This window comes from Brevundimonas sp., assembly GCF_036963785.1.
Taxonomy (GTDB): domain Bacteria; phylum Pseudomonadota; class Alphaproteobacteria; order Caulobacterales; family Caulobacteraceae; genus Brevundimonas.
In genome coordinates, this window is the sequence record NZ_JBALUS010000004.1 from 176,620 (window position 1) to 201,552 (window position 24,933).

Annotated in this window: 24 protein-coding genes and 2 tRNA genes; 8 read left to right on the top strand and 18 right to left on the bottom strand. The window is 68.0% G+C overall.

Translation table 11 applies throughout. The features are described from left to right. Window positions 1-7 precede the first annotated feature (7 nt). Together V7672_RS10760 and rpmB are read right to left on the bottom strand one after the other, a co-directional pair. Window positions 8-1,747, bottom strand: coding sequence for a M1 family metallopeptidase (locus V7672_RS10760; protein ID WP_335624590.1), 1,740 nt, complete (start codon window positions 1,745-1,747; stop codon window positions 8-10). A gap of 112 nt (window positions 1,748-1,859) precedes the next feature. Continuing rightward, the gene (rpmB, locus tag V7672_RS10765) at window positions 1,860-2,156 is read right to left on the bottom strand and encodes a 50S ribosomal protein L28 (protein WP_292160801.1); all 297 of its coding nucleotides are present in this window, start codon (window positions 2,154-2,156) and stop codon (window positions 1,860-1,862) included. A gap of 252 nt (window positions 2,157-2,408) precedes the next feature. On the opposite strand from rpmB, the gene V7672_RS10770 reads away from it, so the two are divergent. After that, window positions 2,409-2,885 carry a DUF3617 domain-containing protein gene (locus V7672_RS10770; RefSeq protein ID WP_335624591.1) on the top strand — a complete coding sequence of 159 codons (477 nt, stop codon included), beginning with the start codon at window positions 2,409-2,411 and terminating at the stop codon, window positions 2,883-2,885. Here V7672_RS10770 and V7672_RS10775 read toward each other — a convergent pair whose 3' ends face one another. Further along, the gene (locus V7672_RS10775) at window positions 2,886-3,257 is read right to left on the bottom strand and encodes a hypothetical protein (protein ID WP_335624592.1); all 372 of its coding nucleotides are present in this window, start codon (window positions 3,255-3,257) and stop codon (window positions 2,886-2,888) included. It lies immediately after the preceding gene. A gap of 157 nt (window positions 3,258-3,414) precedes the next feature. Here V7672_RS10775 and V7672_RS10780 point away from each other — a divergent pair, with 157 nt between their 5' ends. Then, window positions 3,415-3,786 carry a c-type cytochrome gene (locus tag V7672_RS10780; protein ID WP_335624593.1) on the top strand — a complete coding sequence of 124 codons (372 nt, stop codon included), beginning with the start codon at window positions 3,415-3,417 and terminating at the stop codon, window positions 3,784-3,786. A 306-nt stretch (window positions 3,787-4,092) separates the two neighbouring features. Here the strand turns inward: V7672_RS10780 and V7672_RS10785 are convergent, their stop codons facing one another. The 4 genes from V7672_RS10785 to V7672_RS10800 all read right to left on the bottom strand — a co-directional run bounded on the left by V7672_RS10785 (window position 4,093) and on the right by V7672_RS10800 (window position 6,400). Beyond that, window positions 4,093-4,545 (bottom strand): hypothetical protein, encoded by a 453-nt coding sequence (locus V7672_RS10785; protein ID WP_335624594.1) that lies wholly within the window; start codon window positions 4,543-4,545, stop codon window positions 4,093-4,095. Window positions 4,546-4,819: 274 nt separating this feature from the next. After that, window positions 4,820-5,359, bottom strand: a complete 540-nt coding sequence (locus V7672_RS10790) for a CarD family transcriptional regulator (protein WP_123287901.1) — start codon at window positions 5,357-5,359, stop codon at window positions 4,820-4,822. A gap of 321 nt (window positions 5,360-5,680) precedes the next feature. After that, a complete protein-coding gene (gene fdxA / locus V7672_RS10795; protein ID WP_335624595.1) occupies window positions 5,681-6,022 on the bottom strand; it encodes a ferredoxin FdxA in 342 nt (113 codons plus the stop codon). Window positions 6,023-6,091: 69 nt separating this feature from the next. Next, complete coding sequence (locus V7672_RS10800; RefSeq protein WP_335624596.1) at window positions 6,092-6,400, bottom strand: S4 domain-containing protein; 309 nt, start codon at window positions 6,398-6,400, stop codon at window positions 6,092-6,094. Window positions 6,401-6,512: 112 nt separating this feature from the next. On the opposite strand from V7672_RS10800, the gene V7672_RS10805 reads away from it, so the two are divergent. After that, window positions 6,513-6,965, top strand: a complete 453-nt coding sequence (locus tag V7672_RS10805) for a hypothetical protein (protein WP_335624597.1) — start codon at window positions 6,513-6,515, stop codon at window positions 6,963-6,965. Here the strand turns inward: V7672_RS10805 and V7672_RS10810 are convergent. Continuing rightward, the gene (locus V7672_RS10810; protein WP_335624598.1) at window positions 6,962-9,451 is read right to left on the bottom strand and encodes a helicase-related protein; all 2,490 of its coding nucleotides are present in this window, start codon (window positions 9,449-9,451) and stop codon (window positions 6,962-6,964) included. The two genes, V7672_RS10805 and V7672_RS10810, sit on opposite strands and share 4 nt — an antisense overlap. 294 nt (window positions 9,452-9,745) lie before the next feature. Between V7672_RS10810 and V7672_RS10815 the strand changes: the two genes are divergently transcribed. Next, a tRNA-Arg gene (locus V7672_RS10815) sits at window positions 9,746-9,822 on the top strand. 39 nt (window positions 9,823-9,861) lie between these two features. Beyond that, entirely contained in the window at window positions 9,862-10,950 is a 1,089-nt protein-coding gene (locus V7672_RS10820; RefSeq protein ID WP_335624599.1) for a PA0069 family radical SAM protein, read from the top strand. A 4-nt stretch (window positions 10,951-10,954) separates the two neighbouring features. On the opposite strand, the gene V7672_RS10825 is transcribed toward V7672_RS10820, so the two are convergent. After that, on the bottom strand, window positions 10,955-12,190 hold the full coding sequence (locus V7672_RS10825; protein ID WP_335624600.1) for a class I SAM-dependent RNA methyltransferase: 1,236 nt from the start codon (window positions 12,188-12,190) through the stop codon (window positions 10,955-10,957). A 156-nt stretch (window positions 12,191-12,346) separates the two neighbouring features. Between V7672_RS10825 and V7672_RS10830 the strand changes: the two genes are divergently transcribed. Further along, a complete protein-coding gene (locus V7672_RS10830; RefSeq protein ID WP_335624601.1) occupies window positions 12,347-13,006 on the top strand; it encodes a hypothetical protein in 660 nt (219 codons plus the stop codon). A 90-nt stretch (window positions 13,007-13,096) separates the two neighbouring features. On the opposite strand, the gene V7672_RS10835 is transcribed toward V7672_RS10830, so the two are convergent. The 5 genes from V7672_RS10835 to V7672_RS10855 all read right to left on the bottom strand — a co-directional run bounded on the left by V7672_RS10835 (window position 13,097) and on the right by V7672_RS10855 (window position 19,717). Further along, window positions 13,097-13,831, bottom strand: coding sequence for a TlyA family RNA methyltransferase (locus V7672_RS10835; RefSeq protein ID WP_335624602.1), 735 nt, complete (start codon window positions 13,829-13,831; stop codon window positions 13,097-13,099). Then, window positions 13,828-16,542 carry a valine--tRNA ligase gene (locus tag V7672_RS10840; protein ID WP_335624603.1) on the bottom strand — a complete coding sequence of 905 codons (2,715 nt, stop codon included), beginning with the start codon at window positions 16,540-16,542 and terminating at the stop codon, window positions 13,828-13,830. Before V7672_RS10840 ends, V7672_RS10835 begins: the two co-directional genes overlap by 4 nt. 95 nt (window positions 16,543-16,637) lie before the next feature. Then, window positions 16,638-17,270 carry a DUF2497 domain-containing protein gene (locus V7672_RS10845; RefSeq protein WP_335624604.1) on the bottom strand — a complete coding sequence of 211 codons (633 nt, stop codon included), beginning with the start codon at window positions 17,268-17,270 and terminating at the stop codon, window positions 16,638-16,640. 141 nt (window positions 17,271-17,411) lie between these two features. Further along, on the bottom strand, window positions 17,412-18,953 hold the full coding sequence (locus V7672_RS10850; RefSeq protein WP_335624605.1) for a TolC family outer membrane protein: 1,542 nt from the start codon (window positions 18,951-18,953) through the stop codon (window positions 17,412-17,414). A 134-nt stretch (window positions 18,954-19,087) separates the two neighbouring features. Further along, on the bottom strand, window positions 19,088-19,717 hold the full coding sequence (locus tag V7672_RS10855; RefSeq protein WP_335624606.1) for a protein-L-isoaspartate O-methyltransferase family protein: 630 nt from the start codon (window positions 19,715-19,717) through the stop codon (window positions 19,088-19,090). Window positions 19,718-19,824: 107 nt separating this feature from the next. On the opposite strand from V7672_RS10855, the gene V7672_RS10860 reads away from it, so the two are divergent. Beyond that, a tRNA-Cys gene (locus V7672_RS10860) sits at window positions 19,825-19,898 on the top strand. Between the two features lie 27 nt (window positions 19,899-19,925). On the opposite strand, the gene V7672_RS10865 is transcribed toward V7672_RS10860, so the two are convergent. After that, window positions 19,926-20,354 (bottom strand): DUF983 domain-containing protein, encoded by a 429-nt coding sequence (locus V7672_RS10865; protein WP_335624607.1) that lies wholly within the window; start codon window positions 20,352-20,354, stop codon window positions 19,926-19,928. Between the two features lie 134 nt (window positions 20,355-20,488). Between V7672_RS10865 and V7672_RS10870 the strand changes: the two genes are divergently transcribed. Further along, window positions 20,489-23,347 carry a tetratricopeptide repeat protein gene (locus tag V7672_RS10870; protein ID WP_335624608.1) on the top strand — a complete coding sequence of 953 codons (2,859 nt, stop codon included), beginning with the start codon at window positions 20,489-20,491 and terminating at the stop codon, window positions 23,345-23,347. Between the two features lie 18 nt (window positions 23,348-23,365). On the opposite strand, the gene V7672_RS10875 is transcribed toward V7672_RS10870, so the two are convergent. From V7672_RS10875 to V7672_RS10885, 3 genes are all read right to left on the bottom strand, one after another. After that, window positions 23,366-23,644 carry an HU family DNA-binding protein gene (locus tag V7672_RS10875; protein ID WP_305488182.1) on the bottom strand — a complete coding sequence of 93 codons (279 nt, stop codon included), beginning with the start codon at window positions 23,642-23,644 and terminating at the stop codon, window positions 23,366-23,368. Window positions 23,645-23,756: 112 nt separating this feature from the next. Next, a complete protein-coding gene (gene fliP, locus V7672_RS10880; protein WP_335624609.1) occupies window positions 23,757-24,581 on the bottom strand; it encodes a flagellar type III secretion system pore protein FliP in 825 nt (274 codons plus the stop codon). Further along, window positions 24,578-24,871, bottom strand: coding sequence for a flagellar biosynthetic protein FliO (locus tag V7672_RS10885; RefSeq protein WP_335624610.1), 294 nt, complete (start codon window positions 24,869-24,871; stop codon window positions 24,578-24,580). Before V7672_RS10885 ends, fliP begins: the two co-directional genes overlap by 4 nt. Window positions 24,872-24,933 lie beyond the last annotated feature (62 nt).

Genomic DNA, 24,933 nt, shown 5'->3' on the forward strand with positions numbered 1-24,933 from the left:
AAAGCGCCTACCGCCGACGCTGGGTCGCCGCCCAGGCCTCGTATTCGTCAATATTGTCCAGCCGCCGCAGCACCTTGTTCTGCGGGTCGATCAGCACATGGCTTTGCGGCCCCACGCCCCGGATCTCGCCGCGGCCGCCCGTCATCGGCACGGTCTGGACGCGACCATCCACCGAGACCTCGATCGGCATGGGGAAGACGCTGCCGTCGCCGACCACCCACTCCAGCATCAGCCGGTCGCCCTGTTGGCGCGACATCAGGTCGGGCAGGGCCGCCTGATACAGATAGCCGTTGAAGAACCAGCCGAGATCCTGACCCGTCACTTCATTGACGATCGCCAGGAAGTCCGGGGTCGAGGCATAGCGCGGCTCGAAATTGCCCGGGCGCGGATCGGGCCGGCCATAGACCAGCCGGGTCACGGATTCGAAGAAGGCCTCGTCGCCGATCAGCATGCGCAGCGAGTGCATGATCAGCGAGCCCTTGCGGTAGATGTCGCCGCCGGGGCCCCGGTCGTCTTCATAGACCTCTTCCTCGCTCATCGGTTGGCCCGAGACGATGGGGAAGCGGTTGGCCAGACCCAGCCGCTGCTCCAGCAGGCCCGCCTGATAATACTGCTCGCCGTTCAGCCAGCCCGCATAGAGCGGCTGCATATAGGTCCCCAGACCCTCGTGCAGCCACATGTCGTCCCAGTTGACGTTGGTCAGCTGGTTGCCGAACCACTCATGCGCCAGCTCGTGCTGCAACAGCCAGTCATAGCCGTTGTGATCCTTGCGATAGTTGTTGCCGTAGGCGTTGATGGTCTGGTGTTCCATGCCCAGGTGCGGGGTCTCGACCACGCCCATCTTCTCGTCGCCGAACGGGAACGGCCCGACGGTGGCCTCAAAGAAGGCCAGCTGCTCCGGGAACTCGGCGAACAGGGCCGCGGCCTTCGCCGGATCGGTGCTGTTCAGATGCCAGAAATGCATCGGGATGGTGTTGCCGAACCGGCTTTCATAGGTGCCCGACAGCTCGACATAGGGCCCGACCGTCAGCGAGATGGCATAGTTGTTGGGCCGGTCCGCCGTCCAGTTCCAGGTGGTCCAGCCGTCGCCGTGGTCTTCCTTGCCGAGGAAGCGCCCGTTTGCCGGCGCCGACAGATTGGACGGAATGGTGATGTGCAGATCCACCCGGCCCGGCTCGGCCATCGGATGGTCGATGCAGGGCCAGAACAGGTCACAGCCGTCGCCCTGGATGGCCGTGGCAATCCACGGCTCTCCGCCCGGCGCGGTCGACCAGACAAAGCCGCCGTCCCACGGCGCATTGCGCGCCACATGCGGCTTGCCGGCATAGGTGATGCGCAGATCGACCGACTGACCCTCGCGCAGGCGGCGCGGCAGGCTGATGGTCATCCGGCCTTCCGGGTTGACCCAGTCGCGCGGCGACAGGACGCGTCCGTCGATGGCCACTTCCGAGACGTCGAACCGGGTGTCCAGTTCGACCACCAGCCGGTCCAGCGGCGCCGTGGCCGTAAAGGTCAGGGTGGCGACCCCCTCGATGGCCTTGTCGTCCGGCATGACCTTGATCGCCAGATCGGCCACGTCGAAGCGCATGGCCAGCTGTTCCGGCGTACGCGGGCCGCCCGTGTCCATGGTGAATTCGGTCGAGGTCCGCTGTTCGGCCGCCTCCTGGGCCAGCACCGGCGCCGTCGCGCCAAAGCTCAGGCCAAGGGCGGCCATAGAAACCAGAAGGGGGCGGAACGATACGGTCACGGGCGTCTCCGGCAGGCCAGTCACGGGAAAGCCGGAACCTTAGAGGGCGAACCACAAAAGAAAAGGCCGGTGTTTCCACCGGCCTCTCCGAAATCAGATTGATCCGCAGGGATCAGGAAGCTTGCTGCTCGGCCAGCTTGGCCTTCACCTGGCGCTTGATGCGCTGGGCGGCGGTCGACAGCTTCTCGTCGCGAGCCTTGACGATGAAGGCGTCCAGGCCACCCTTGTAGTCGAGGGTGCGCAGGGCGGCGTTCGAGATACGCAGGCTGAAGGTCTGGCCCAGCGCGTCCGACGCGACCTTGACGGTCTTCAGCGACGGCAGGAACCGGCGCTTGGTCTTGATGTTCGAGTGGCTGACCGAATGGCCGACCATCGGGCCGATCCCGGTGAGTTCGCAACGACGCGACATGGACTGATCCTCATTGGCGCCATGGTGCAAAGACACCGGGCACGAAACATTGGGTGCACGCGAAACCCTGTCCCGCGCGAGAGGCGGTCGTATAGAGGAGGAGGGGGCCGGGCGTCAAGGCCGCGCGCGGGGGATTCCGGCGGGGGAATCCACTTGCCCCAACGGCACAATTACGGATCGTTCAGCCGCCGTTCAATTGCGGACACATAGTAAGGCCATATATCGACACCCGAGCTTTCAGAGAGGGCTGACATGACGAACACACAAGGCCGCACCCGTTTCCTCGCCCGCGCACTCCCCATCGCCGGCGGCGCGCTGGCCCTGGGTATGCTGATGACCGTGCCGTCGTCGGCGACCTCGCCGCAGGCTTCGGGCACGCCCCTGCCCGGCTACTGGGAATATACGACCAGCGCCCTGGGTATCCGCGACACCGAGACCAAATGCGTCCGCCCCAGCGAGATCACCCGCTTCTTCAGTGGCCTGTCGACGCGGCGCTGGTCCTGCACCTATCCCGTGCGCGAGGTCGGCAACGGTCAGGCGCGCTTCGAAGGCATCTGCCGCGACCACAAGGACCGCACCGTCCGCGTGCGCCTGAACGGCCCGTATGAGCCGGAGAGCTTCCGCTTCAACGGCGGGGCCCAGCTCGCGCGCGGTACGCCCTACATCCCGGCCAGCATCAGCGCCCGACGGATCAGTGCCACCTGCCCGGCCGGCGCCGAATATTTCTGATCAAAGTGGCGCGGCCTTGGCGACCACATAGGTGTGGCTGTCACCCTCTGCGTCGGTCAGGCTGACATATTCGCCCGCGACGAACTGTTCCTCGCCAAAGCGAAAGCCGGTAGCGTCGGGTGCGTCCTCGGGTGCCAGATCCAGCAGCCACTTGCCGCCGGCGCCGTGGCGCAGGGTGCCGGTGGCGATCGTCTGATTGTCCTCGAACCGCCGGACATGCAGGCGCTCGGCTTGGTCCCGGCACCCCGCAGCATCCAGCCTGCCGTCTGCGTCCAGAACCGCGACGATGTCCCAGCCGTCCTGCGGATTGCCCGCAGGCGCGCCGGGCTCGCGGGCCAGTTCGAGACGGATATGGGTCAGGGTCGAGGTCATGGCGGGCTCCCGCGTCTGGTCGCTTCCACACCGGAGGCGACGTTGTCTTGAATAGGGCTCATAGTGGCCAACGTTCGGGACACCGGCCTTGATCCACGTCAAGGTCACCGCATCGGGTTCATGCTGGATCCGGAGCGCCCCGATGGAGGACCGAGACATGCGCGCATCGATGCTTTTCACCCTGCTTGCCGCCGCTGCGCTGTCGGCCTGTGCGGCCTTTCCCCACGCCCCGTCTTCGTCCGAGGGCCCCGAACCCCGCTCAGAGGCCTCTGCAGAGTCCGTCATGCGGGGCCAGGTGCTTGCCCAGACCCGCTGCGCCGCCTGTCATGCCACAGGCCTCACCGGCGCCAGCCCCATGGCCGAGGCCCCGCCGTTCCGCGAGCTGCACACCCGCTATCCCGTCCGCTTCCTGCAGGAAGCCCTGGCCGAGGGCCTGACCACCGCCCACCCCGCCATGCCGCAGGTCGAGCTGGCACCTGACGAAATCCGCGACCTGATCGCCTATCTGGAATCGCTTGAGGCCGGCTGAGGAGGCCGCACGAAAAAAGGCCCCGGATCGCTCCGGGGCCTTCATTCGTCTGAAAGGACTCGGGGCGAGGTCGATGAGCTACTTGCCTTGCTCTAAAAGCCACGACGATGCTTGCCCCAGAAAAGGCACGCGATCCCAATGGCGCTCGCCAATAGCAAGGCTCCCCAATAGGTCGGGAGCGGCGGGCCCTGTCTAAAGGCGTCCAAAAGGACCAGGAGACTGCAGCTGCCTACAAAGGCTCCCACCAGAATGAACCAGTCAATCCAACCCCAGGGCTTCGGCGGACGTAAGGGCTTCTGCGGCATGTCAGTAGGTCTGCCTTGCGCCCAATTCCTCAAGAGCGAGTGTGAGATCGCGAGGCGAATTGAATAGCGCAGTGCTCAGTTTCCGTTTGCTGCCGGATAAAAGAACTATGGTCACCAGGCCCCGCTCGGGTTCGTGACTATACGTGGCGCCTTGCATTTCATCGCGAGGAAGTCTGATGGTCCGAAACGTGTGAATGACCAGACCGCTGTCGGTCAATATGAACGCATGATGCCCGAAAAGACCCCTCACGAGCATCCACGTCAGGCCCAGAGCGGTCAAAAACATCATGGCTGCCACAACAAGCGTTATGTAGCTGCCTGGTGGGCTGTAAAAGAACTGCAGGTAGGGCGATGATCCATACAAGAGCGCGGTAATTACAGCGACGCTCAAAGCGTACGCGGCTACCGCTCTGAACAACAAGCCCCATAAGTTGTAGCGGCCGTCGAACTTCACGTTTCAGTGCCGGTGATATAAATCAGGGGTCTGACTCCGACCTCACACCGCGACGGTGCAGGATTTTGCGGGCTATCTTAGCACAAAGAGGTCGACGAAGGCAGTTCTCCCTGGTTGGACAGGGAGGGCACCGGCAGCCCGCGCGCATCCTTGCAGTTCAGCGGATCCTCGCCCCCGCCCGTCACCCGCTGACAGCCCGCTCGAAACTGAGGACGCACGAAAAAGGCCCCGGATCGTTCCGGGGCCTTCGTTCGTCTCAGCCTGATGCCTGAACTCAGGCCGCTTCGGCGGCGGCCGGGGCCGGCGGGGCCTTCTTGGCGCTCAGCGACTTGGCCAGCAGCTCGACGGCCGCGTCCTTGTCGATGCGGTTGGCGGCGGCGACTTCGCGGGCCATGCGGTCCAGGGCCGATTCGTACAGCTGACGCTCCGAATAGGACTGTTCCGGCTGGGTGTCGGCGCGGTGCAGGTCGCGCACCACTTCGGCGATCGAGATCAGGTCGCCCGAGTTGATCTTGGCTTCATATTCCTGGGCCCGGCGCGACCACATGGTGCGCTTGATGCGGGCGCGGCCCTTCAGCGTCACCAGGGCGCGGCTGACCACATCCTCGGCCGCCAGCGAGCGCAGACCGGCGGTCTTGGCCTTGTTGGTCGGGACGCGCAGGGTCATTTTCTCGTGGTCAAAGGTCACGACATAGACTTCCAGGGTCATGCCCGCGACTTCCTGGGTCTCCACGGCAGCAACCTTGCCGACACCGTGAGCCGGATAGACGACCGCGTCGCCAACCTTGAATTCAAGACCACTCTTGCTCGTCATGTCATTTCCTTTCACGGACGCAGACGATCGCAATTCACTTCGGCATCGAAGACGACCTGTCCCGTCCGGCAAAGCGGCGCCGGCAGACTGTCGATCTCAGATGCGGAAACGGATCACCAAACCTCTGGCCGCCCCGGTTTATGTCGGGGTTCTATCGTCACTCCGGATGGTGCGAGCGCGTCGCGGGCCATCCGACCGAATGAGATCAATCTATCACAAAAAGCGGAAAATTCAAAATATCCCCAAGCATGACCATGGGGGAGGGGCATATTGTGACCGGAATGGGGCCGTCGGCTGCCCATCCGTTGCGCAAAACCGCCGTCAGGAGCCCTTGCCGGGCTTTTCCGAGAAGTATTTTTCGAACTTTCCGGTCTCTCGCTCGAACTCTTCAGCGTCGGCGGGCGGTGCGCTCTTCACGGTGATGTTCGGCCAGATCTTGGCGAAGTCGGCATTGACCTTCAGCCATTTGCCGTCCGGCTCGTCCTCGGTGTCGGGCTTGATCGCATCGACCGGGCATTCGGGTTCGCACACGCCGCAGTCAATGCATTCGTCAGGCGCGATCACGAGAAAATTCTCGCCCTCATAGAAGCAGTCGACCGGGCACACCTCGACACAATCCATGAATTTGCAGCGCACGCAGGCGTCGGTGACGATGTAGGTCATGAACGAAACCGGGGGTCGGAGGATCAGCCGGGGGCCGGACCGGGCAGATGGCCCCCGGCGGCGCAAGTGTCAACCGTCCGGGGCATCCGGCCCGGCCCGGTTCAGGTCTTCGTAGAGGCCTGCCGCTTCCGCCGGGGGACCGCGCCGGGTGCCGAAGGCGAGGATCCGCGCCTCCACCAGCCGATCGCCGCGCATCAGGGTCACCACATCGCCGGGACGTACGCGATAGCCCGCCTTGGACATGCGCGCCTGCTGTCCCGCGCGGGTCAGCCGCACCCGACCCTTTTCGATGATGCGCGCGGCCTCGGTCCGGGTCGGCGACAGCCGCGCCCGCCACAGCCATACATCCAGGCGGCAGATCTCATCCGGTGCGGTCAAGCGGCATCGTCCCGGCCGGTCGGGGTGTCGGCATCTGACAGGGCTGGCCAGGGCATGGACAAGAGGGGCAGAGGGCGTCTCTAGTGCGGGGGCTATCGGGAAGGAGATTACCATGCGTCTGGCCATTTGCACCGTCGCCTTCATCGTTCTGGGGCCAGGCATTGCGATGGCGCAGGAGGGGACCGACTGGCGGACCCTCCTTTCAGACGAGAGCTACGACTTTGCGGTCAACGACGCCTCGGTCCGCCACGCGGGGGACCAGGTTCAGCTGACCTACCGCGTCACCCTGCACGAGGGTGAGGAGCCGACAGCCATGGAGGCCGATGCCCTCCTGGACTGCCAGGGCCAGACCCTGACGCTCACTGCCGCCCGCGCCTACGATGCGGCGGGCGTTGTCGTGCAAAGCGTCGAGGCGCCCGAGGACCGCCGCAAGGCCGAGCCGATCTATCAGGGGGAGGGTGGCCATGAGACCCTCTATCGGGAGCTCTGCCCCGGCGGTGCGGCGCTTCGCCCGCCGCCCCCGCCCGGTCCTCCGCCGATCCCTGTCTCGCCGCGCCGCGACTAGGCGTTCCGTGCCTTGCGCGGCCGGCGGCGCTTGGTCCGCGCGGCCGGATCCACCGGCGCGGCCAACGCCCGCAGGACCGCGAACGGAGAGTTCTTGACCGGCTTCGGAGCCTGTCCCGGTCGATCGGGTTGACCCGCGCGGGTCGTTTTCAAGGCCGCAATCAAGCCGTTGGCCTCGCCGATGGTCACGCCAAGGGCCTGCAGATCGTCGGCGGAGAGCGTGCCCTTTCCGGCCGCCCGCCGTTCGGCCATCGCCTCCAGCAATTCGACCGGGGCGACGTATCGCCCGACCGCGCGCAGACCGAAGGCCGACAACCTCCGCGGCGGCGGAGGGGGAGACGGCAGCAAGGTCACGCCCTGGCTGCGGGCCCGGAACGTCCAGCCGCCAGCGAACGCCTGGGCGACCGCGCGGGGGCGGGTCTTCAACAGGGCCGGCAGCCAGACGGAATGGGCGCCCATGCGCACGCCGAAGGTCCGCAGCGTGCGGCGTTCGACCTGGCTGAGCGCGGCCAGATCGCGCTCCACGTCGCCCCTGTCGATGACGCCGCCGGCCTCCAGCAGACGAAAGGCCAGCCCGCGCGGCAAGCCCTTCAAGGCGCCGCTCTCGATCGCCGTCTTCAGCCGTTTCAGGGGTTTCAGCGCCCGGCCTGTCTCGCCCGCCAGCCAGGCCTCCAGCCGCTGCTGCGCCCCTTCACGCGCCGGCGCCGAACCCAGTTCGCCCAGAAGCCGGACCCGCGGGGCGAACCAGTCCCCACCGGGAAGGACCTGCCCCGTCTGAACGCCGCGCCACAGCACCGCGCCTTCGGGTGTGACGCCAAAGGCCTCGTCCGGCTCGGCCGCCAGCCGCCCCAGCCGCCGCTCGATCTCCGGGGCCACGGCCTGCCGCGCGGCCCGGCCCAGCGCCCGGGTCTCCAGCGCGCTGGCCCCCGCCTCGGCCTTGAAGCTGATCCCGGTCAGCCGCCCCACGGCCTGTCCCTCGACCGAGACCTCGCCGTCCTCGGACACCTGGGTGTCGGCCTCGCCATAGTCCTTCAGCGCCTGCATCAGCACGGTGGTGCGCCGGTCGACGAAGCGCGCGGTCAGCCGCTCATGCAGCACATCCGACAGCCGGTCTTCCAGCGCCCGGGTCCGCTCACGCCAGTGGCTCGCCGCCTCAAGCCAGCCGGGGCGGTTGGCGATGTAGCTGAGGGTCCGCACCCCCGCCAACCGCCCCGAGATCCGGTCGATCTGCCCCTCATCGCTGTCCAGACCGGCGAACCGGCCCGCGAACCAGTCCTCGGTCACCCGCCCGCCCGGCCCCGTCAGCGCCTCGAACAGATGCATGACCAGCTGGAAATGCTCCTCCGGCGTGGTCTTGGGAAAGTCCGGCATCTGGCAGCAGTCCCACAGCCGCATCAGACTGCCGCGCGACCGCGCGATGCGCTGCACATCGTCCTCGCGCGCGGCGCGCCTCAGCAGCACCTCGTCCAGCGCCGGCGCCGACAGCACCAGCCCCGGCCAGTCCGGCCGCGTCTCCAGCGAACGGATCAGGGCGCCCAGGCTGTCGAAATCCAGCCGTCCGTTCCGCCATTCCGCCGCCTTGACCGGATCGAACCGGTGCTCGACCACCTGTTCGACCAGATCGGGATCAAGGTCGGTCGCCTGGGCCGTGACGCCAAAGGTCCCGTCGCGCAGGTGCCGCCCGGCCCGTCCGGCGATCTGGCCGATCTCGTGGGCGTGCAGATGTCGGGTGCGCCGCCCGTCGAACTTCTTCAACCCGGCAAAGGCCACATGGTCGACATCCATGTTCAGCCCCATGCCGATGGCGTCGGTCGCCACGAGGAAATCCACCTCGCCCGACTGGAACAGGGCGACCTGGGCATTGCGGGTGCGGGGGCTGAGCGCGCCCATCACCACCGCAGCCCCGCCCCTCTGGCGCCGCAACAGCTCGGCGATGGCATAGACCTGCTCGGCCGAGAAGGCGACGACCGCCGACCGGCGCGGCAGACGGGTCAGTTTGGACGGCCCGGCATAGCTCAGCTGCGACAGTCGCTCCCGGTGCCGGATTTCGGCATCGGGCACCAGCCGCCGGATCAGCGGCGCCATGGTCCCGGCCCCCAGGAACATGGTCTCGAACCGGCCCCGCGCATGCAGCAGGCGGTGGGTGAACAGATGCCCGCGCTCCGGGTCGGCGACCAGTTGGATCTCGTCGACGGCGACAAAGTCGACCGCCCGGTCCATCGGCATGGCCTCGACGGTGCAGACGAAATAGCGCGGCCGCTCCGGGACGATCTTTTCCTCGCCCGTGATCAGGGCGACCGAGGCCGCGCCCCGCTGGCGCACCACCCGTTCATAGACCTCGCGCGCCAGCAGCCTGAGCGGCAGGCCGATCATACCCGAGGCATGGCCCAGCATCCGCTCGACCGCCAGATGGGTCTTGCCGGTGTTGGTGGGCCCCAGCACCGCCACAACCTGCGCTGCCGACTGACCTGTGGGGCGATCATTCATGACAGGCTCAAGGTGGGGCGGGTCGCGACCGGACTCAACCGGATAAATCGTCCCGCCTGCCGTCCGGGCCCGATTAACAAAGCGGGGCGCGCCCGTGGAACAAGCGCGAAACGAATCAGGACCGAATCACTGACACCCGTCGATTCGGGGTTTGTTCACCGCAAGATATTGTATCTTAACGGCGATTAACCACAATCGGATTTGGCGTCCTGGGGCTGGCCGGGGCGATTTTCGGCTGCACCCGGGGCACGGGCGCTTCCCCTCCGATCCGCGAGCCGCTAGGTGCACCCCGACGGCCCCGTAGCTCAGCTGCATAGAGCAAGGCTTTCCTAAAGCCGAGGTCGCAGGTTGGAGTCCTGCCGGGGTCGCCAGTTCTTGTTTTGTTCCCGGTCATCGACTAGGCTTCAGCCATGGTCGAGACGACAGCCCGAAAGGCGCCCAAGGGCAGGGGCGCGCGCTCCAATGCCACCGGACGCTATGAGGCCCATGTGGCCGAGGCCATGGATGATGGCTGGACCCCTGACGATGCAGAGGTCGCCCCGCTGCGCACCGAGCAGCTGATCGAGCGTCCGAAGACCATCATCTCGAAGAACACCAGCCCGGACGTCGGCTTTGACCGCTCGATCAATCCCTACAAGGGCTGCGAGCACGGCTGTATCTACTGCTATGCCCGGCCGTCGCACGCCTGGATGGGGTTGTCGCCGGGGCTGGATTTCGAGAGCCGCATCTTCGTCAAACCCGACGCCGCGCGCCTGCTGGAGCAAGAGCTGGCCCATCCCCGCTACGTCTGCAAACGCATCCACGTCGGCGGCAACACCGATCCGTACCAACCGGTCGAGGATGAGCGGCAAACGACCCGCAGCCTCCTGCAGGTCATGCAGCGCTTCAATCAGCCATTCAGCCTGATCACCAAGTCGTTCCGCGTGACGCGCGACCTCGACATCCTCGGCCCCATGGGGCGCGAGAACCTGGCCCAGGTGTTCGTCTCGATCACGACGCTGGACCGGTCGCTGGCCCGGGCGATGGAGCCGCGCGCCTCGACTCCCGAGCGGCGGCTGGAGGCGATCAAGCGCCTGTCCGATGCCGGCGTGCCCGTCGGCGTCGGCTTTGCCCCCGTCATCCCGGGCCTCAACGACCATGAGCTGGAGGATGTGCTGAAGGCGGCGGCCAAGGCCGGGGCCAGCCGGGCCATGTATGTCACCCTGCGCCTGCCGCTCGAGATCAAGGACCTGTTCCGCGAATGGCTTGAGGACGCCCGCCCCGACCGCGCCAGACGGGTCATGTCGCTGATCCGCCAGACGCGGGGCGGCAAGGACTATGACGCCGACTGGTCCCAGCGCATGAAGGGCACCGGCCCCGTCGCCCAGCTGATCGCCACCCGCTATCGCGCGGCCGCCAAACGGTATGGCCTCGACGCACCCCAGCCCCTGCTCGACATCAGCCGCTTCCGCGTCCCGCCCGAGTTCCGCCCCCAGATGGACCTGTTCGACGTGGCCTGAGGGCCTATCGCCGGAAGGTGCCGACCAGCTCGACGTGGGCGGACCACAGGAATTGGTCCACGGGGGTGACCTCTTCCAGCCGAAAGCCCGCGTCGACCAGAACCCGGGCGTCGCGCGCGAAGGTCACCGGATTGCAGGACACGCCGACCACGGTGGTCGCCTTCGAGGCCGCGATCTGCTCGACCTGCGCCTGGGCACCGGCGCGCGGCGGGTCGAACACCACGGTGTCGATGCCCTTCAGGTCATGCGGTGTCAGCGGGCGGCGGAACAGGTCGCGGGCCACCGCCTCGATCGGCGACAGTCCCTTCAGACCCGCCCGCCCGGCCTTCAGCGCGGCAATGCCGCCTTCGGCTGCATCGGCGGCCAGCACCGGGGCGACCGAGGCCAGCGGGAACGTAAAGGTGCCTGCCCCGCAGAACAGGTCGGCAATCCGCCTGGCTCCCTTCACGCCGTCGAGCACGCAGGCGACCATGGCGGCCTCGGCCTCGGGCACGGCCTGCAGGAAGCCGCCCGGCGGCAGGGTCACCTCGGCCGGGCCGAAGCGGACACGCGGCGCCCGGCGCATGGCCAGCACCTCGCCCGCCAGGCTCAGGCGAGCCAGATCGGCGGCCTCGGCGGCGCGGATGGCCTGCTGGCGGCGGTCGGCAGGCAGGCCGCCCGAGCGCCGCTCGACGCCGGTGACATCCACGTCCAGCCCGGTCTCCGTCAGGGTCACATGCAGGGTCGGGGCCGACTTGGGGTGGTCAAGGAAGGCCGCGGCCACCGGGATCAGCCGGGGCAGGGCCTCGACCAGCCGCGGATCGGCGATGAGGCAGGTGGTGATCGGCACCAGCGCCCAGGACCGCCGTCCCTTGAAGCCGAGACTGACGGTGCCGTCTGCGGCCCGACGGGCATGCAGGGCCAGCCGCCGCCGGGTCGCCGGCGGGATGCCGACGGTCGGGTGGATATCGGTCTCCAGTCCCTGCCGCGCCAGCGCCATCCGCACCTGCTCGCCCTTCCACGCCAGATAGGGCGCGGTCTGCCAGTGCTGCAGGGCACAGCCGCCGCAGGTACCGAAATGGGGGCAGGGCGCCTCCTGCCGCTCGGGCGAGGGCGCGATCAGCGCCAGCCCTTCGGCCCGACCGTCGCGGACCTCGGCCTCGATCACCTCGCCGGCCAGGGTCAGGGGGGCGAACACCGGACCGGGGGCCACCCCGTCGCCCTGGGCGCCCACATAGGAAATCGTCAGCCGTTCACGCATGGCGCCTCCAAGCAGCTTTCGCGGCCCAGAGCAAACCGGAGCCCCGCCCGAAACCTGAACGAAGATGAACGGCCCGCTCAAATCCCGTTCAGTCGCGCCCCCCTATACCGGTCATCACAGGGGGCACGACGCTCCCCAAGGAACAAGGAGCCCGCGATGCGCAAGACCCTGACCAGTGCCGGTATCATGGCCTCGGCGATCGCTGCCGCGGGCCTGATGGCCGCCAGCCCGTCCGCTGCCCAGAGCTATGGTGGCTATGGCCAACCCTATGGCCAGGGCTACGGCCAGTCCTATCCGCAGCAGTCCTACTGCCAGTCGGATCGCGGGCAGCGCCAGGCCGCCGGTGCCACCTTCGGTGCCGTGCTGGGTGCCGTCGCCGGATCCCAGGTGAGCGCCCGGGGCAGGCGGACCGAAGGCAGTGTCATCGGTGGTGTGCTGGGGGCCGTGATCGGCGCCGGCGTGGGCGGAGGCTCCGCCCAGCAGTGTCAGTCCGGCTATGACCAGCGCGGCTATGCCAATCAGGGCTATGGCTATGACGATCGCGGCTACGACAACCGCAGCTATGACTATCAGCAGCCCCGGTCCCGCCAGCCCTATGGCTACGATCAGGGCTATCAGGACCGCCGCTACGATGATCGTCGCTATGACGATCGCGGATACGAGGACCGGTATGACGACCGTCGCTATGACGACCGGACCCGGGGCCAGGACTGCCGCCTGAGCGAGAGCACCATTCGTCTTCCCGATGGCCGTCTGGAGCAGCGCTACGTCCGCGCCTGCCGCGACGCCTACGGACAGTATCGCGTCGTCGACTAATTTCAGCCCCCCTGTCTGTCGACGACGTGGAGGGACGCCGCCGGAGGAGCAATCCCCCGGTGGCGTCTCCTCAATTCAGCCCCAGCCTTTTCAGGCGGGGCCCTTTGCCCACAGCAGATATTCGACATTGCCGTCGCCGCCGGTGACGGGGCTTTCGGCCGAGGCCTGAACGGCCCAGCCCAGCGCTTCCAGCCCGGCCGAGACGCGGTCGAGCGCCGCCTGACGCGCCTCGGGATCGCGCACCACCCCGCCGCGTCCGACGTCCCTGGGCCCATCCCCCTCGAACTGGGGTTTGACCAGGGCGACCAGATCGGCGCCCTGCGCCGCCAGCGACAGCGGCACGGGCAGCACCTTCAACAGGCTGATGAAGCTGGCGTCACAGACGATCAGCTCGGGGGCCGGGTCGATCTGCTCCGGCGTCAGGTCGCGCGCATCCGTGCGCTCCATCACCACCACGCGCGGGTCTGCCGCGATCCGGTCGTGCAGCTGTCCGTGGCCGACATCGACGGCATGGACCTTTGCCGCGCCCCGGATCAGGCAGACCTCGGTAAAGCCCCCGGTCGAGGCGCCCACGTCCACAACGCTCCGCCCCTCGACCGCGATGGGCCACAGCGTCAGGGCGTGATCCAGCTTCAGCGCACCCCGCCCGACGAACGGGTGGGCGGCCTCGGCCTGGATGGCAGCATCCTCGGCGACCTTGGCCGCGGCCTTGCGCACCACCTGCCCGTCAACCGTCACGCCACCGGCCTCAATGGCCGCGCGTGCCTGCGCCCGGCTGTCGAACAGGCCCCGCGTGATCAGCAACTGGTCGAGGCGGAGGCTCACCCCAGCCGGCTCAGACGCTCCAGAGCCTCCTGCAGGCGCGCCTTGCCGGCCTCGGCCTCGGCCAGCTTGTCGCGCTGTTCCTGCACCACCTCCGGCGCGGCGCGCGAGACGAAGTTCGGGTTGTTCAGCTTCTTGCCGAAGTGGCCGATGTCGCTGTCAAAGGCCGCGATTTCCTTGTTCAGGCGGGCGCGCTCGGCGGCGATGTCGACCAGACCGGCCAGCGTCAGGGCCGCGGTGGCCCCCCCGGCGACGAAGGTCACGGCCCCCTCGGGTGCGGCCTCGGCGACCGAAACCTCGGACACCCGGGCCAGCGTCATCAGGATCTCGCGATAGCGGTCGATGCGGGCCAAGGTCGCCGCATCTGGCGCAATGTAGCTCAGCGGCGGACGGGCCGTGGCCACGCTCATCTCGCCCTTCAGCGAGCGCACCGCCTCGACCGTCTCGATCAGCCAGCTGACCTCGGCTGCCGCGTCCGTGTCGATCAGGCTGTCGGCCAGATCGGGCCAGGCCGCGCCGATCAGCAGGGGCTCGCTGCGCGCCGCGCCATTGTCGGCGGTCTGGGCCCACAGCTCTTCGGTGATGAAGGGCATGACCGGGTGCATCAGCTTGATGGTCTGGTCCAGCACCCACGCCGTCATGGCGCGGGTCTCGGCCCCCGCCGCGGCGTCCGATCCCTGGAACACGGGCTTGGCCAGTTCCAGATACCAGTCGCAGAAGATGTTCCAGACAAAGCGGTAGAGCGCGCCCGCCGCATCGTCGAAGCGGCCGCCCTCGATGGCCGACGCCACCTCGTGCTCGGCCTTGACCAGTTCGCCGCGGATCCAGCGGTTGATGGTCTGCTCCGCCGCGGCCGGATCAAAGCCCTCCACCCGGGCACAGCCGTTCATCTGGGAAAAGCGCGCCGCATTCCACAGCTTGGTGCCGAAGTTCCGGTAGCCCTCGATCCGCTGGCGGCTCAGCTTGATGTCGCGCGTGCCCGACAGGATGGCCATGGTGAAGCGCAGCGGGTCGGCGCCCAGATCGTCGATGATCTCCAGCGGGTCGATGACATTGCCCTTGGACTTGCTCATCTTCTGGCCCTTCTCGTCGCGGACGAGGCCATTTATGATGACGCGGTGGAAGGGCACCTCGTCCATGAAATGCAGGCCCACCATCATCATCCGGGCGACCCAGAAGAAGATGATGTCGGCGGCGGTGACGAGGTCCGAGGTCGGATAGAAGCGCTCAAGGTCTTCCGTCTTCTCCGGCCAGCCCATGGTCGAGAACGGCCACAGGGCCGAGCTGAACCAGGTGTCCAGCACGTCCTCGTCCTGCGTCAGGGGCCTGCCGCCCGCCTGGGCCAGGGCGTCTTCCTCGGTCTCGGCGACATAGATATTGCCGTCAGCATCGTACCAGGCCGGAATCCGGTGCCCCCACCACAGCTGACGCGAGATGCACCACGGCTCGATATTCCGCAGCCATTCGAAATAGATCTTGGAATAGCTGGCGGGCTCGAAGGTGGTCTTGCCCGTCTCGACGGCCGCAATGGCCGGCTGGGCCAGGGTCTTGGCATCAACGTACCACTGGTCCGTCAGCCACGGCTCAATGACCACGCCCGAGCGGTCGCCGTGCGGGACCATATGCTTCGTCTTCTCGATGGCCTTCAGCCAGCCCTCTTCCTCGGCGCGGGCAACGATGGCCTTGCGCGCCGCGAAGCGGTCCATGCCCTCATAGTCGGCGGGCACATCGGGACAGTCAGCGGCCGTGATCCGGGCCAGCGAGTCCATGACGTTCAGCGTGGCCAGCCCGGCCCGCTTGCCGACCTGGAAGTCATTGAAATCATGCGCCGGCGTGATCTTTACCGCGCCCGAGCCCTTGGTCGGGTCGGCATAGTCGTCGGCGACGATCGGCACGCGACGCCCGGTGATCGGCAGGATCACGGCCTTGCCAACCAGCCCGGCATAGCGCTCGTCGTCCGGGTGCACGGCCACGCCGGTGTCGCCCAGCATGGTCTCGGGCCGGGTGGTGGCGACGACGATGTAATCGCGCGTCTCCCACTCCGTGGCCTTGCCGTCATCGTCGAAGGCGACCGGGTGTTCATAGGTGACGCCGTCCGCGAGCGGATAGGCGAAATGCCAATAGGCGCCGTCTACCTCCTTCTGCTCGACCTCGAGGTCCGAGATCGCCGTCTGGAAATGCGGGTCCCAGTTGACCAGCCGCTTGTCGCGATAGATCAGGCCGTCCTTGTGCAGCTGCACGAACACCTTGCGGACGGCGGCGTTCAGCCCTTCGTCCAGCGTGAAGCGCTCGCGCGACCAGTCGCAGGATGCGCCCAGCCGGCGCAGCTGGCGGACGATGGTGCCGCCCGACTCCGCCTTCCACTCCCAGACCTTGTCGATAAAGGCCTCGCGGCCCATGTCGCGCCGCCCGATGTTGCCGGCGGCGGCCAGCTGACGCTCGACCACCATCTGCGTCGCGATGCCGGCATGGTCCGTGCCCGGCAGCCACAGCACGGCCTTGCCCGCCATCCGGTGATAGCGCGCCAGGATGTCCTGCAGGGTGTTGTTCAGCGCATGGCCGATGTGCAGCGAACCCGTCACGTTCGGCGGCGGAATGACGATCGAATAGGCCCCGGCCGCGCCCTCTGTCTTCGGGGCGAACAGACCGCTGTCTTCCCATGCCTGGTACAGGCGGGGCTCGGCGCTTTGCGGTTCGAAATTCTTCTCAAGCATGATCGGGGCAGTCGAAAAGGGGAGGGGGCAAACGAAAGGGGGCGGCCCCGCCGGAGCCGCCCCCTCAGTCTTTAGGACGAAGTCAGGGTCAGAGGCTAGCGGGGCGCACCGTTCAGGCGCGATACGCGGTCGACTTCCTTGCGGACCTCGGTCTCGACGATGCCCTGCAGATTGGCGTCCAGCCAGTCCTTGAGCATTTCGCGCAGCATGGGGGTGAGCAGTGCACGGACCAGCTCATCGACCGTTGAACTGTTGCCGGCGGACGCGCTGGCCGAAGCAGGCGCCGGGCGCAGGGCGGCGGCGAGGCCGGCAAAGGCTCCGGCGGCCGAGGCCGCGGTCGCGTCGCTGACGAGAGCCTCGTCGGACGACGGCGCGGGGCGCGGGGCGGGGGCAGGTTCCGGCTCGGGTTCGGGCTCGGGCGCGGCCTCATCGACGGGGAAGGGATCGGCCGAGCCGATGTCGAGGTCGCCGAGGGTTTCCTGCGCGGGGGCGGGCGGTTCCTCGGCCGACTCTTCGGCGGGCGCCTCATAGCGTTCGGTCAGTTCCAGAACGTCCTCGGCCGGCTCGGGCTCGGCATAGGTCTGGGGTTCGGGTGCGGGTTCCGGTTCCGCCTGGGGCGCGGCGGCCGCCGGGGCCGTCTCGGCCGGGGCGTCGTCTTCCGAGATGATCCGGCGGATCGACGCCAGGATCTCCTCCATCGTCGGTTCCTGGGCGGTCGGATCAGTCATGTCTCATAACCCCTGGCATGGTCGCTGCGCCGGCGCGCAGACGGGATCGGAACGGACCGATGCGGCCCCCGTGTGTCCTGTCGTCGCATCAACGGGGCCCGGAATCAACGAACCTTTTTCGCCTCTTTGGTTAAACTGCGGCTAGTTGCGCGGCCCGGTCTGGATGGTGTCGCCCTTGAGCTGGCTGTCGATCGGGGCGTCTTCGGCGTCATTGGCGGGCCGGATCGGCGGCGCGGCGATGCGGTCGATGGCCTCGATCACCCCGTCCCACGGCAGGCCACCGCGGTTGCGCACGCGGTCATAGTTGACCGACGGATCATAGACGTCTGCGGCAGGGACCAGCACGGTGACGTCCAGACGGCCCATGGCCAGCAGCAGCTGGGCCATGGCGACGTATTCATTGCGGCGGGCAGTAACCAGGGCCACCTGGGCCGACCGCAGTTCCAGTTCGCCGTTCAGCACATCGAGGGTGGTGCGCAGGCCGACCTGGGCTTCCTGACGGACGCCTTCGGCGGCGACCGTGGCGGCGCGGACCGCTTCCTCACCGGCGCGAAGGCTCGACCGGGCCGAGATCAGCTGGGCATAGGACGAACTGATCGACTGCAGCACATTGCGGCGCTGGCCCTCGATGCTGATCTGGGCGGCATTGGCGCGCTCCAGCGCCTGGGACACGCGCGACTGGTTCAGGCCGCCGGTGAACAGCGGCACCGACAGGGTGGCGCCGGCCTGGAAGGTGGTGCGGTCGGCCAGGTCAAAGCTGGACAGCTCATTGGTCGAACCGCCGTAGGAGGCGCTGACCCGCACGGACGGCAGGTATTCGGCGCGCGCCAGGGCGACATTGGCCTCGGCCGCGGCCAGCGCATATTCGGCGGCGCGGATGCCGGGGTTCTCGACCAGGGCGATGTCGAGGGCGACGTCAAAGTCATCCGGCACGCCCGGCAGGGGCGGCAGCGGGGCCAGGCGGCCCGGGGTCTGGCCGACGATCGCGGCATAGGAGGCGCGGCTGACCGACAGCTGGGCGCGCGCGTTGGCCAGATCGGCCTCGGACTGGGCCAGGCGTGCTTCGGCCTGGGCGACGTCGGTGCGGGTGATCTCGCCGACCTCGAAGCGGGCCGAGGCCTCGTCCAGCTGGCGTTGCAGGACGGTCAGGTTCTCTTCGCGGATGCGGACGATCTCTTCGTCGCGCAGCACATCGGCATAGACCTGAATGACAGTGGCCAGCACCTGTTGCTCGACCGAGCGCAGGTCTTCGCGGCCCGCCAGGATGTTGGCTTCGGTGGCGCTGATGCCCAGCGAGATGCGGCCCCCGGAATAGAGGGTCTGGGACAGGCCGATGGTGGCGCTGCCCGACGTGCTGTCGAAGGTATTGGCCGGGACGTTGACCGTGGCGTCGGGGACGCCGTCGTTGTTGGTGTCGACTTCCTGCGGTCCCCCGGCGGTGCGGGTCTGGGTATAGCCGGCCGAGGCGCTGACATCGATCGACGGACGCAGGCCCGACCGTGCCTGGACGATCGATTCGTCCAGCGCCCGCTGATTGGCGCGCTGGCCCAGCAGGGTCGGGTTGGTCCGGTACGCCATGCGGATGGCATCGGGCAGGGTGTCCTGGGCAAGGGCCGGCATGGCCAGTCCGGACCCCAGGGCGAGGGCCGCCAGCGAAATCAGCGCACGGGTGCGATTGAACATCTTCATATCCTGCCTGACGCGGCCGGCCCGCGTCGTGTCATTCTCGGTGACGAGCGTAGTGCGAGATCGTTGTGCCCGACGCCAGTTAAGTTTTTTTCACGCGGCACCCGGTTCATTCCGTCGCCACACTGAGACTAGAGGCTGAAGGCCGGCTCGGGGCGCAGTTCGTCGAGAACCGGCGGGGTGGCATCGAACAGCTGCCGACGCGACCAGCCTTCGGGTGTGCGCACGTGCAGGCTGGCCTTGCCGACCGGGCCGTTGCGCTCGACCAGCACGGCGCGACCGCCGACCGTCAGGGCGTCCAGCCAGGCGTCAGGACGGACGGGCACGGCGACCTCGGAGACGATCAGGTCCCAGCCGTCCGACTGCGGCCGGTCCAGCGGGGCCTCGACCATGGTGACGCCCGCAGCGTTCAGGGTCGGGGCGGATATGGCCAGGGCTTCCGCGTCCGACTCCTGCAAGGTCACGTCCAGACCCATCTGTGCCAGCACGGCGGCGGCGTAGGCGCCCGACATGACCAGCGCCCGCTCAAGCGGTTTGGGGGCGGCGGCCATCAGCAGTTTCGACAGGTCGCGCGGCAGCATCAGGCTACGCCGGGGCGTCACCGGAACCTCGACCTCGGCATAGGCGGAAAAGGCGCGATCCGGGGCGCAAAGGGTCTCGCGCGGAACCGCCAGCAGGGCCGCCTGCAGACTGCGGTCCGTGACATCGTTCACGCGGACCTGGCTGTCCACCATCACCTTGCGTGCCGTCTGGAAGTCCATGCGTCGATCGATCCCTGGGAGAGGAGAGTGAAAAAGCTGGCCCGCTTATAGGAGTGTGCGTTGCGGGGGACAATCCGATCTGATAGCGAACGCGGCTCGCGATCAATGGCCTGATGGCGGAGTGGTTACGCAGCGGACTGCAAATCCGTGCACCCCGGTTCGATTCCGGGTCAGGCCTCCATCGCGGTTCCCGAACCGCCAGACTGCCTCAGCGCCAGCGCGAGCCTTCTCCATGCTTGCCGACGCTTGAGAATTCGGGCGGGGCGGCGCTGCGGGCATATTGCTCGGCGACCAGCCAGGACTTGAACGGCCGAAGACTGCCCAGACACAGGATCAGGATCAGCGGCAGGGTGACCAACAGGTGCACCCAGATCGGCGGGTGCAGTCCCAGCTCCAGCGCCATCATGGCGGCCATGCCGATCACCCCGACGATCGACATGACGAAAAACGCCGGGCCATCGGCCGGATCGGCAAAGCTGTAGTCCAGCCCGCAGGCGGGGCAGGCGTCGCGCACGGTCAGATAGCCGACCAGCAGCGGCCCCTCGCCGCACCGCGGACAACGGCATTTCAGCGAGACCATCAGCAGGTTGGGCTTTGGGGCCTCGACGGGATCGGGGCCGGGTTCCGGCGGTGTCATGAGATGTCCCTTCATCGACTGGCCTGCATCTGGACCCCGGGGTCCCGTCAAACAAGTCCGACGCAGTGTCGCACAGGGAAGGGGTCAGGAACCGTTAACCGTGAAGCAACGCCTTGTTGCGATGGTCCGGCATCATGTCCCGAACCAAGGCCACGAAGGGCGTCCTGAGGTCGACCGTGGCGCTTGCCGCGGCCGGGTCGGTCGCGTTCGCGCCCCTGCTGACCCTGGCCCAGGAAGTCCCGGCCTCGGCCGTGACCGAGCCGCTGGCCATCCGCATCGGGACCACGGACGCCTATACCCGAATCGAGTTCGCCGGTGTGGTCGGGGCGCGCTCGCGCGTGTCGGTCGACGGGCGCACGGTCGTGGTCCGTGTGGGCACCACCGCTGCCCCCGATGTGTCGCGGCTCAAGGTCGATCCCCCGCCCGGACTGGAAGCGGTCGAGACCCGGTCCGTGCCCAATGCCACCGAACTGGTCCTGACCCTGGCCGAAGGGGCCTCGGTCACCCAGGGGCAGGCCGACGGCGCCGTCTGGATCAATCTGTATCGCCCGGGCGAGGCCCCGCCCCCGTCTGCGGCTGCAGCCTCCGCGGCCACCGTGGTTGTCCGCGCCGCGCCCTCTGCGGATTCGGTCACCCTGACCTTCAACTGGGACCGTCCGGTCGGCGCCGCCGTGTTCCGCCGGGGCGAGGCCGTCTGGATCGTCTTCGACCAGGCCGCGTCGCTCGAGATGCCGGCCGCCAGCGATCTGGGTCCGGCGGGCGAGGCCCGCTGGGCGCGCGGGCCCGACTACACCTCGCTGCGTATCGACGCCCCCCGCAACCTCCAGGTCGCTGCCTCGGGACAGGGCAATGTCTGGACCGTGACCCTCGGCGGCCGGGCCGTCCCTCCGGGTGGCGTCCGGGTCGGTCGCGATGAGGAAGGCCGCGCGTCGCTTGTGGTCACCATGGCCGGGGCGACCCAGGCCATCTGGTTGACCGATCCGCTGGTCGGAGACCGCTTTGCCGCCGTGACGGCCCTGGCCCCCGGCAAGGGCTTTGCCGGACGCCGCCAGACCGTGGACCTGACCCTTCTGCCCTCGGCGCAGGGGCTGGGGATCGAGACCCCGACCGACGATCTGACCATCGAGGCCGCCGGCGACCGCGTGCTGATCAGCCGGCCCGGCGGGCTGACCCTGTCGCCCCCCTCGGCCGCGCTGGACGCGGCGGAGCTGGCCGACGATACGCCGAAAAAGGCCACCCATCCCGCCCTGATCCTGAGCGAATGGGCCGCAACGGGCGACAAGGGGTTTGTCGCCACCCACCGGCGGCTGCAGGCGGCGGCCACCGACGAGGCCCAGGCGGCGGGCGACAATCCGCGCGCGCCCGTCGAGGCCCGTCTGGCGCTGGCGCGGTTCCTCGTCGGATCGGGCCTGCACTATGAGGCGATCGGCGTCCTGAACTCGATCGTGGCCGCAGCCCCCGGCATGCTGGGCGAGGCCGAGGTGCGCGGCCTGCGCGCGGCGGCCCGCGTCGCCATCGGTCGCTATGACGAGGCCGCCGTCGATCTGGCGGGGGCGGCGCTGGCGGGCGACCCCTCGGCCCAGGCCTGGCAGGGCTATCTGGCGACGCAGCGCGGCGACTGGACGGCGGCGCGCGAAGCCTTCGCCCGCGCCTCCATGGTCATCGACGACTTCCCGCCGGTCTGGCGGGCCCGGTTCGGGGCCGCCCATGCCGAGGCGGCGCTCAGGACCGGCGACACCGAGGCGGCCAAGGCCCTGATCTCCTACTGTCTCAGCCAGGACATCGGCGCCGGCGAACAACTGGCCGTGCGTCTGGTGCAGGCCCGGCTGTTCGAGCTTGAGGGCCAGACCGACCGCGCGCGGGCGGTCTATCATGCCGTGGGCCGGGCGCCGCTGGATCAGGTCGCCGTTCCGGCCCGTTTGGCGGCGGTAAAGATCGATCTGGCACGCGGCGCGGTCACCCCCATCGAGGCGGCACGGGTGCTGGAAGGTCTGCGTTGGCGCTGGCGCGGCGACGTCACCGAGCTGGAGGTCATCCGCACACTCAGTGAACTCTATATGTCCCAGGGCATGTATCGCGAGGCGCTGACGGCACTGCGCAGTGCGGGCACCCGCCTGTCGCGCCTGCCAGGCGCCGAGGCGCTGCAGGCCGATCTGGCCCGTGTGTTCCGGGCGCTGTTCCTTGAGGGCGGGGCCGACGGCATGCCGCCCATCCAGGCCCTCGGCCTGTTCTATGACTTCCGCGAACTGACGCCGATCGGCGCCGACGGCGATGAGATGGTGCGGCGTCTCGCACGGCGTCTGATCGACGTCGACCTGCTGGATCAGGCCGCCGAACTGCTGAAACACCAGGTCGAGAACCGGCTGGAGGGCGTGGCCCAGGCCCAGGTGGCCGCCGATCTGGCCGTTGTCTATCTGATGGACCGCCAGCCCGAGGCCGCGCTTCAAACCCTGTGGGCGACCCGCACCACCCTGCTGCCCACGGCGCTGGCGTCAGAGCGCCGGGTGCTGGAAGCCCGGGCCCTGCTGGGCCTCGGCCGCTTCGATCATGCGCTCGAGGTGCTGGCCAATGACACCAGCCCCGAGGCGCGCGCCGCCCGGGCCGAGGTATTCTGGAAACAGGAAAAATGGGGTGAGGCTGCGGCCCTCTACGAGCAGGGTCTGGGCGACCGCCATGTGGATACGGCGACCCCGCTGACCCGCGACGAGGAAAACCGCCTGCTGCGTGCCGCCGTCGGCTATTCGCTGGCTGAGGACGATGCGGCGCTGCTCAGGCTGTCGCGCAACTGGACGCCCTTCATCGAAAAGGCACGGGCTCCCAATGCCCTGCGGATCGCCCTGGCCGGTCTGAACGGGCTGGAGGATCCCACCAGCATCCGCGAGTTCGCCGCCATGGCCGCGCGGGCCGACACCTTCACCGGCTGGGTCGAAAGCGTGAAGGGGCGCTTCAGAAACGAAGACGGCGGCGAGGTTGCCCCCGCCGCCGCCGGCTAACAGGTCTGAACGTCAGACTTAGCTGTTGACCGCATCCTTGAGCGGCTTGGACACGCGGAAGCGCACCGCCTTGGAGGCCGGGATTTTGATGGTGGCGCCGGTGGCCGGGTTGCGGCCTTCACGGGCCGCGCGGGCGGCGGTGTCGAAGACGCCCAGGTTCGAGATGCGGACGTCGCCGCCGCTCTTCAGGCTCTTGTGAATGTTCTCGACGATCGACGTCAGAACGCGACCGGCATCGGCCTGGGAAACACCGGCATCCTTGGCGACGGCGGCAATCAGTTCAGCTTGAGTGGTCATTTGGGTCGTTTCCATTTTTTCGCCCGCTGCGGGCGATGACGACCGGATCAACGCGCGTTTCCGGTGACATTGCAAGCCATACCGGGGCGCATCGCCTGTGGATGAAAGGGTTTCACCCGCTTCCGGCCGCCCTCTGGAAGCTCTCGACCAGGCTGCCCGCGACCAGTCGCCAGCCGTCCACCAGCACGAAAAAGATCAGCTTGAACGGCAGGGAAATCACCACCGGAGGCAGCATCATCATACCCATCGACATGAGCACGCTGGCGACCACCAGATCGATCACAAGGAACGGAACGAAAAGGAGAAATCCGATTTCGAAGGCCCGCTTCAGCTCGCTGATCATAAAGGCCGGGGTGACGACCCGGATCGGCAGGTCGGCGGCGGTTTCAGGGGCCTCGATGTTGGACAGGCGGGTGAACAGCGCCAGGTCGTCCTGATCCACCTGCGAGAGCATGAAAATTTTTACCGGTTCCGAGGCCGCATCGAAGGCCTGGGGCAGCTCCATCTCCTGATCCAGCAAGGGCCGGATGCCCGAATCATAGGCCGCCTGCCAGGTCGGAGCCATGACAATGGCGCTCAGGAACAGGGCCAGAGACACCAGAACGGCATTGGGCGGCGACTGCTGCATGCCCAGCGCCGTCCGCAGCAGCGACAGCACCACGACGATCCGCACGAAGCTGGTCGTCATGATGACGATCGACGGTGCCAGCGACAGCACGGTCATCAGTCCGACCAGTTGCACGACGCGCTCGGTCAGTCCGGCGCCGGTGCCCAGATCGATGTTGATGGCGCTGCCGGAGGCGACTTCCTGGGCCAGGGCCGCGATCGGCCAGACCAGCGAGACCAGGGTGACCAGCAGCGACAGCAGGGCCGCGCGCTTCAGCTCTTCCCGGTTGGGCAGGGCGAGGATGGCGGGGCGCGTCCGGGGCCTGCTCATGGCTGTGACCCGGGCGGCAGGGGGGCCAGCGACTGGCGCGGCTCGATCAGCTCGCGGCCCTCGCCCAGCAGGATCAGCCGCTCTTCCTGATCGATGCGCACCAGCACCAGACGGCGCGCGGGGTCCAGCACAAGGGTCTCGACGACCTTCAGCCGCCGCTCGCCCCGCTCGGTGCCGAACCGGGCCAGCAGTTGCGGCGCATAGCGGCGCCCGGCCCAGGCGGCCAGACCGATCAGGCCAAGCGTGAAGGCCAGGCCGAAGATCGCCCGGGCAAGATCAAGAAAGGACATGAAGGCTCGACATGGCGGCTCGAATCGACGCGCCCGCACGGGCGGGTTCGAGGCCAACGGTT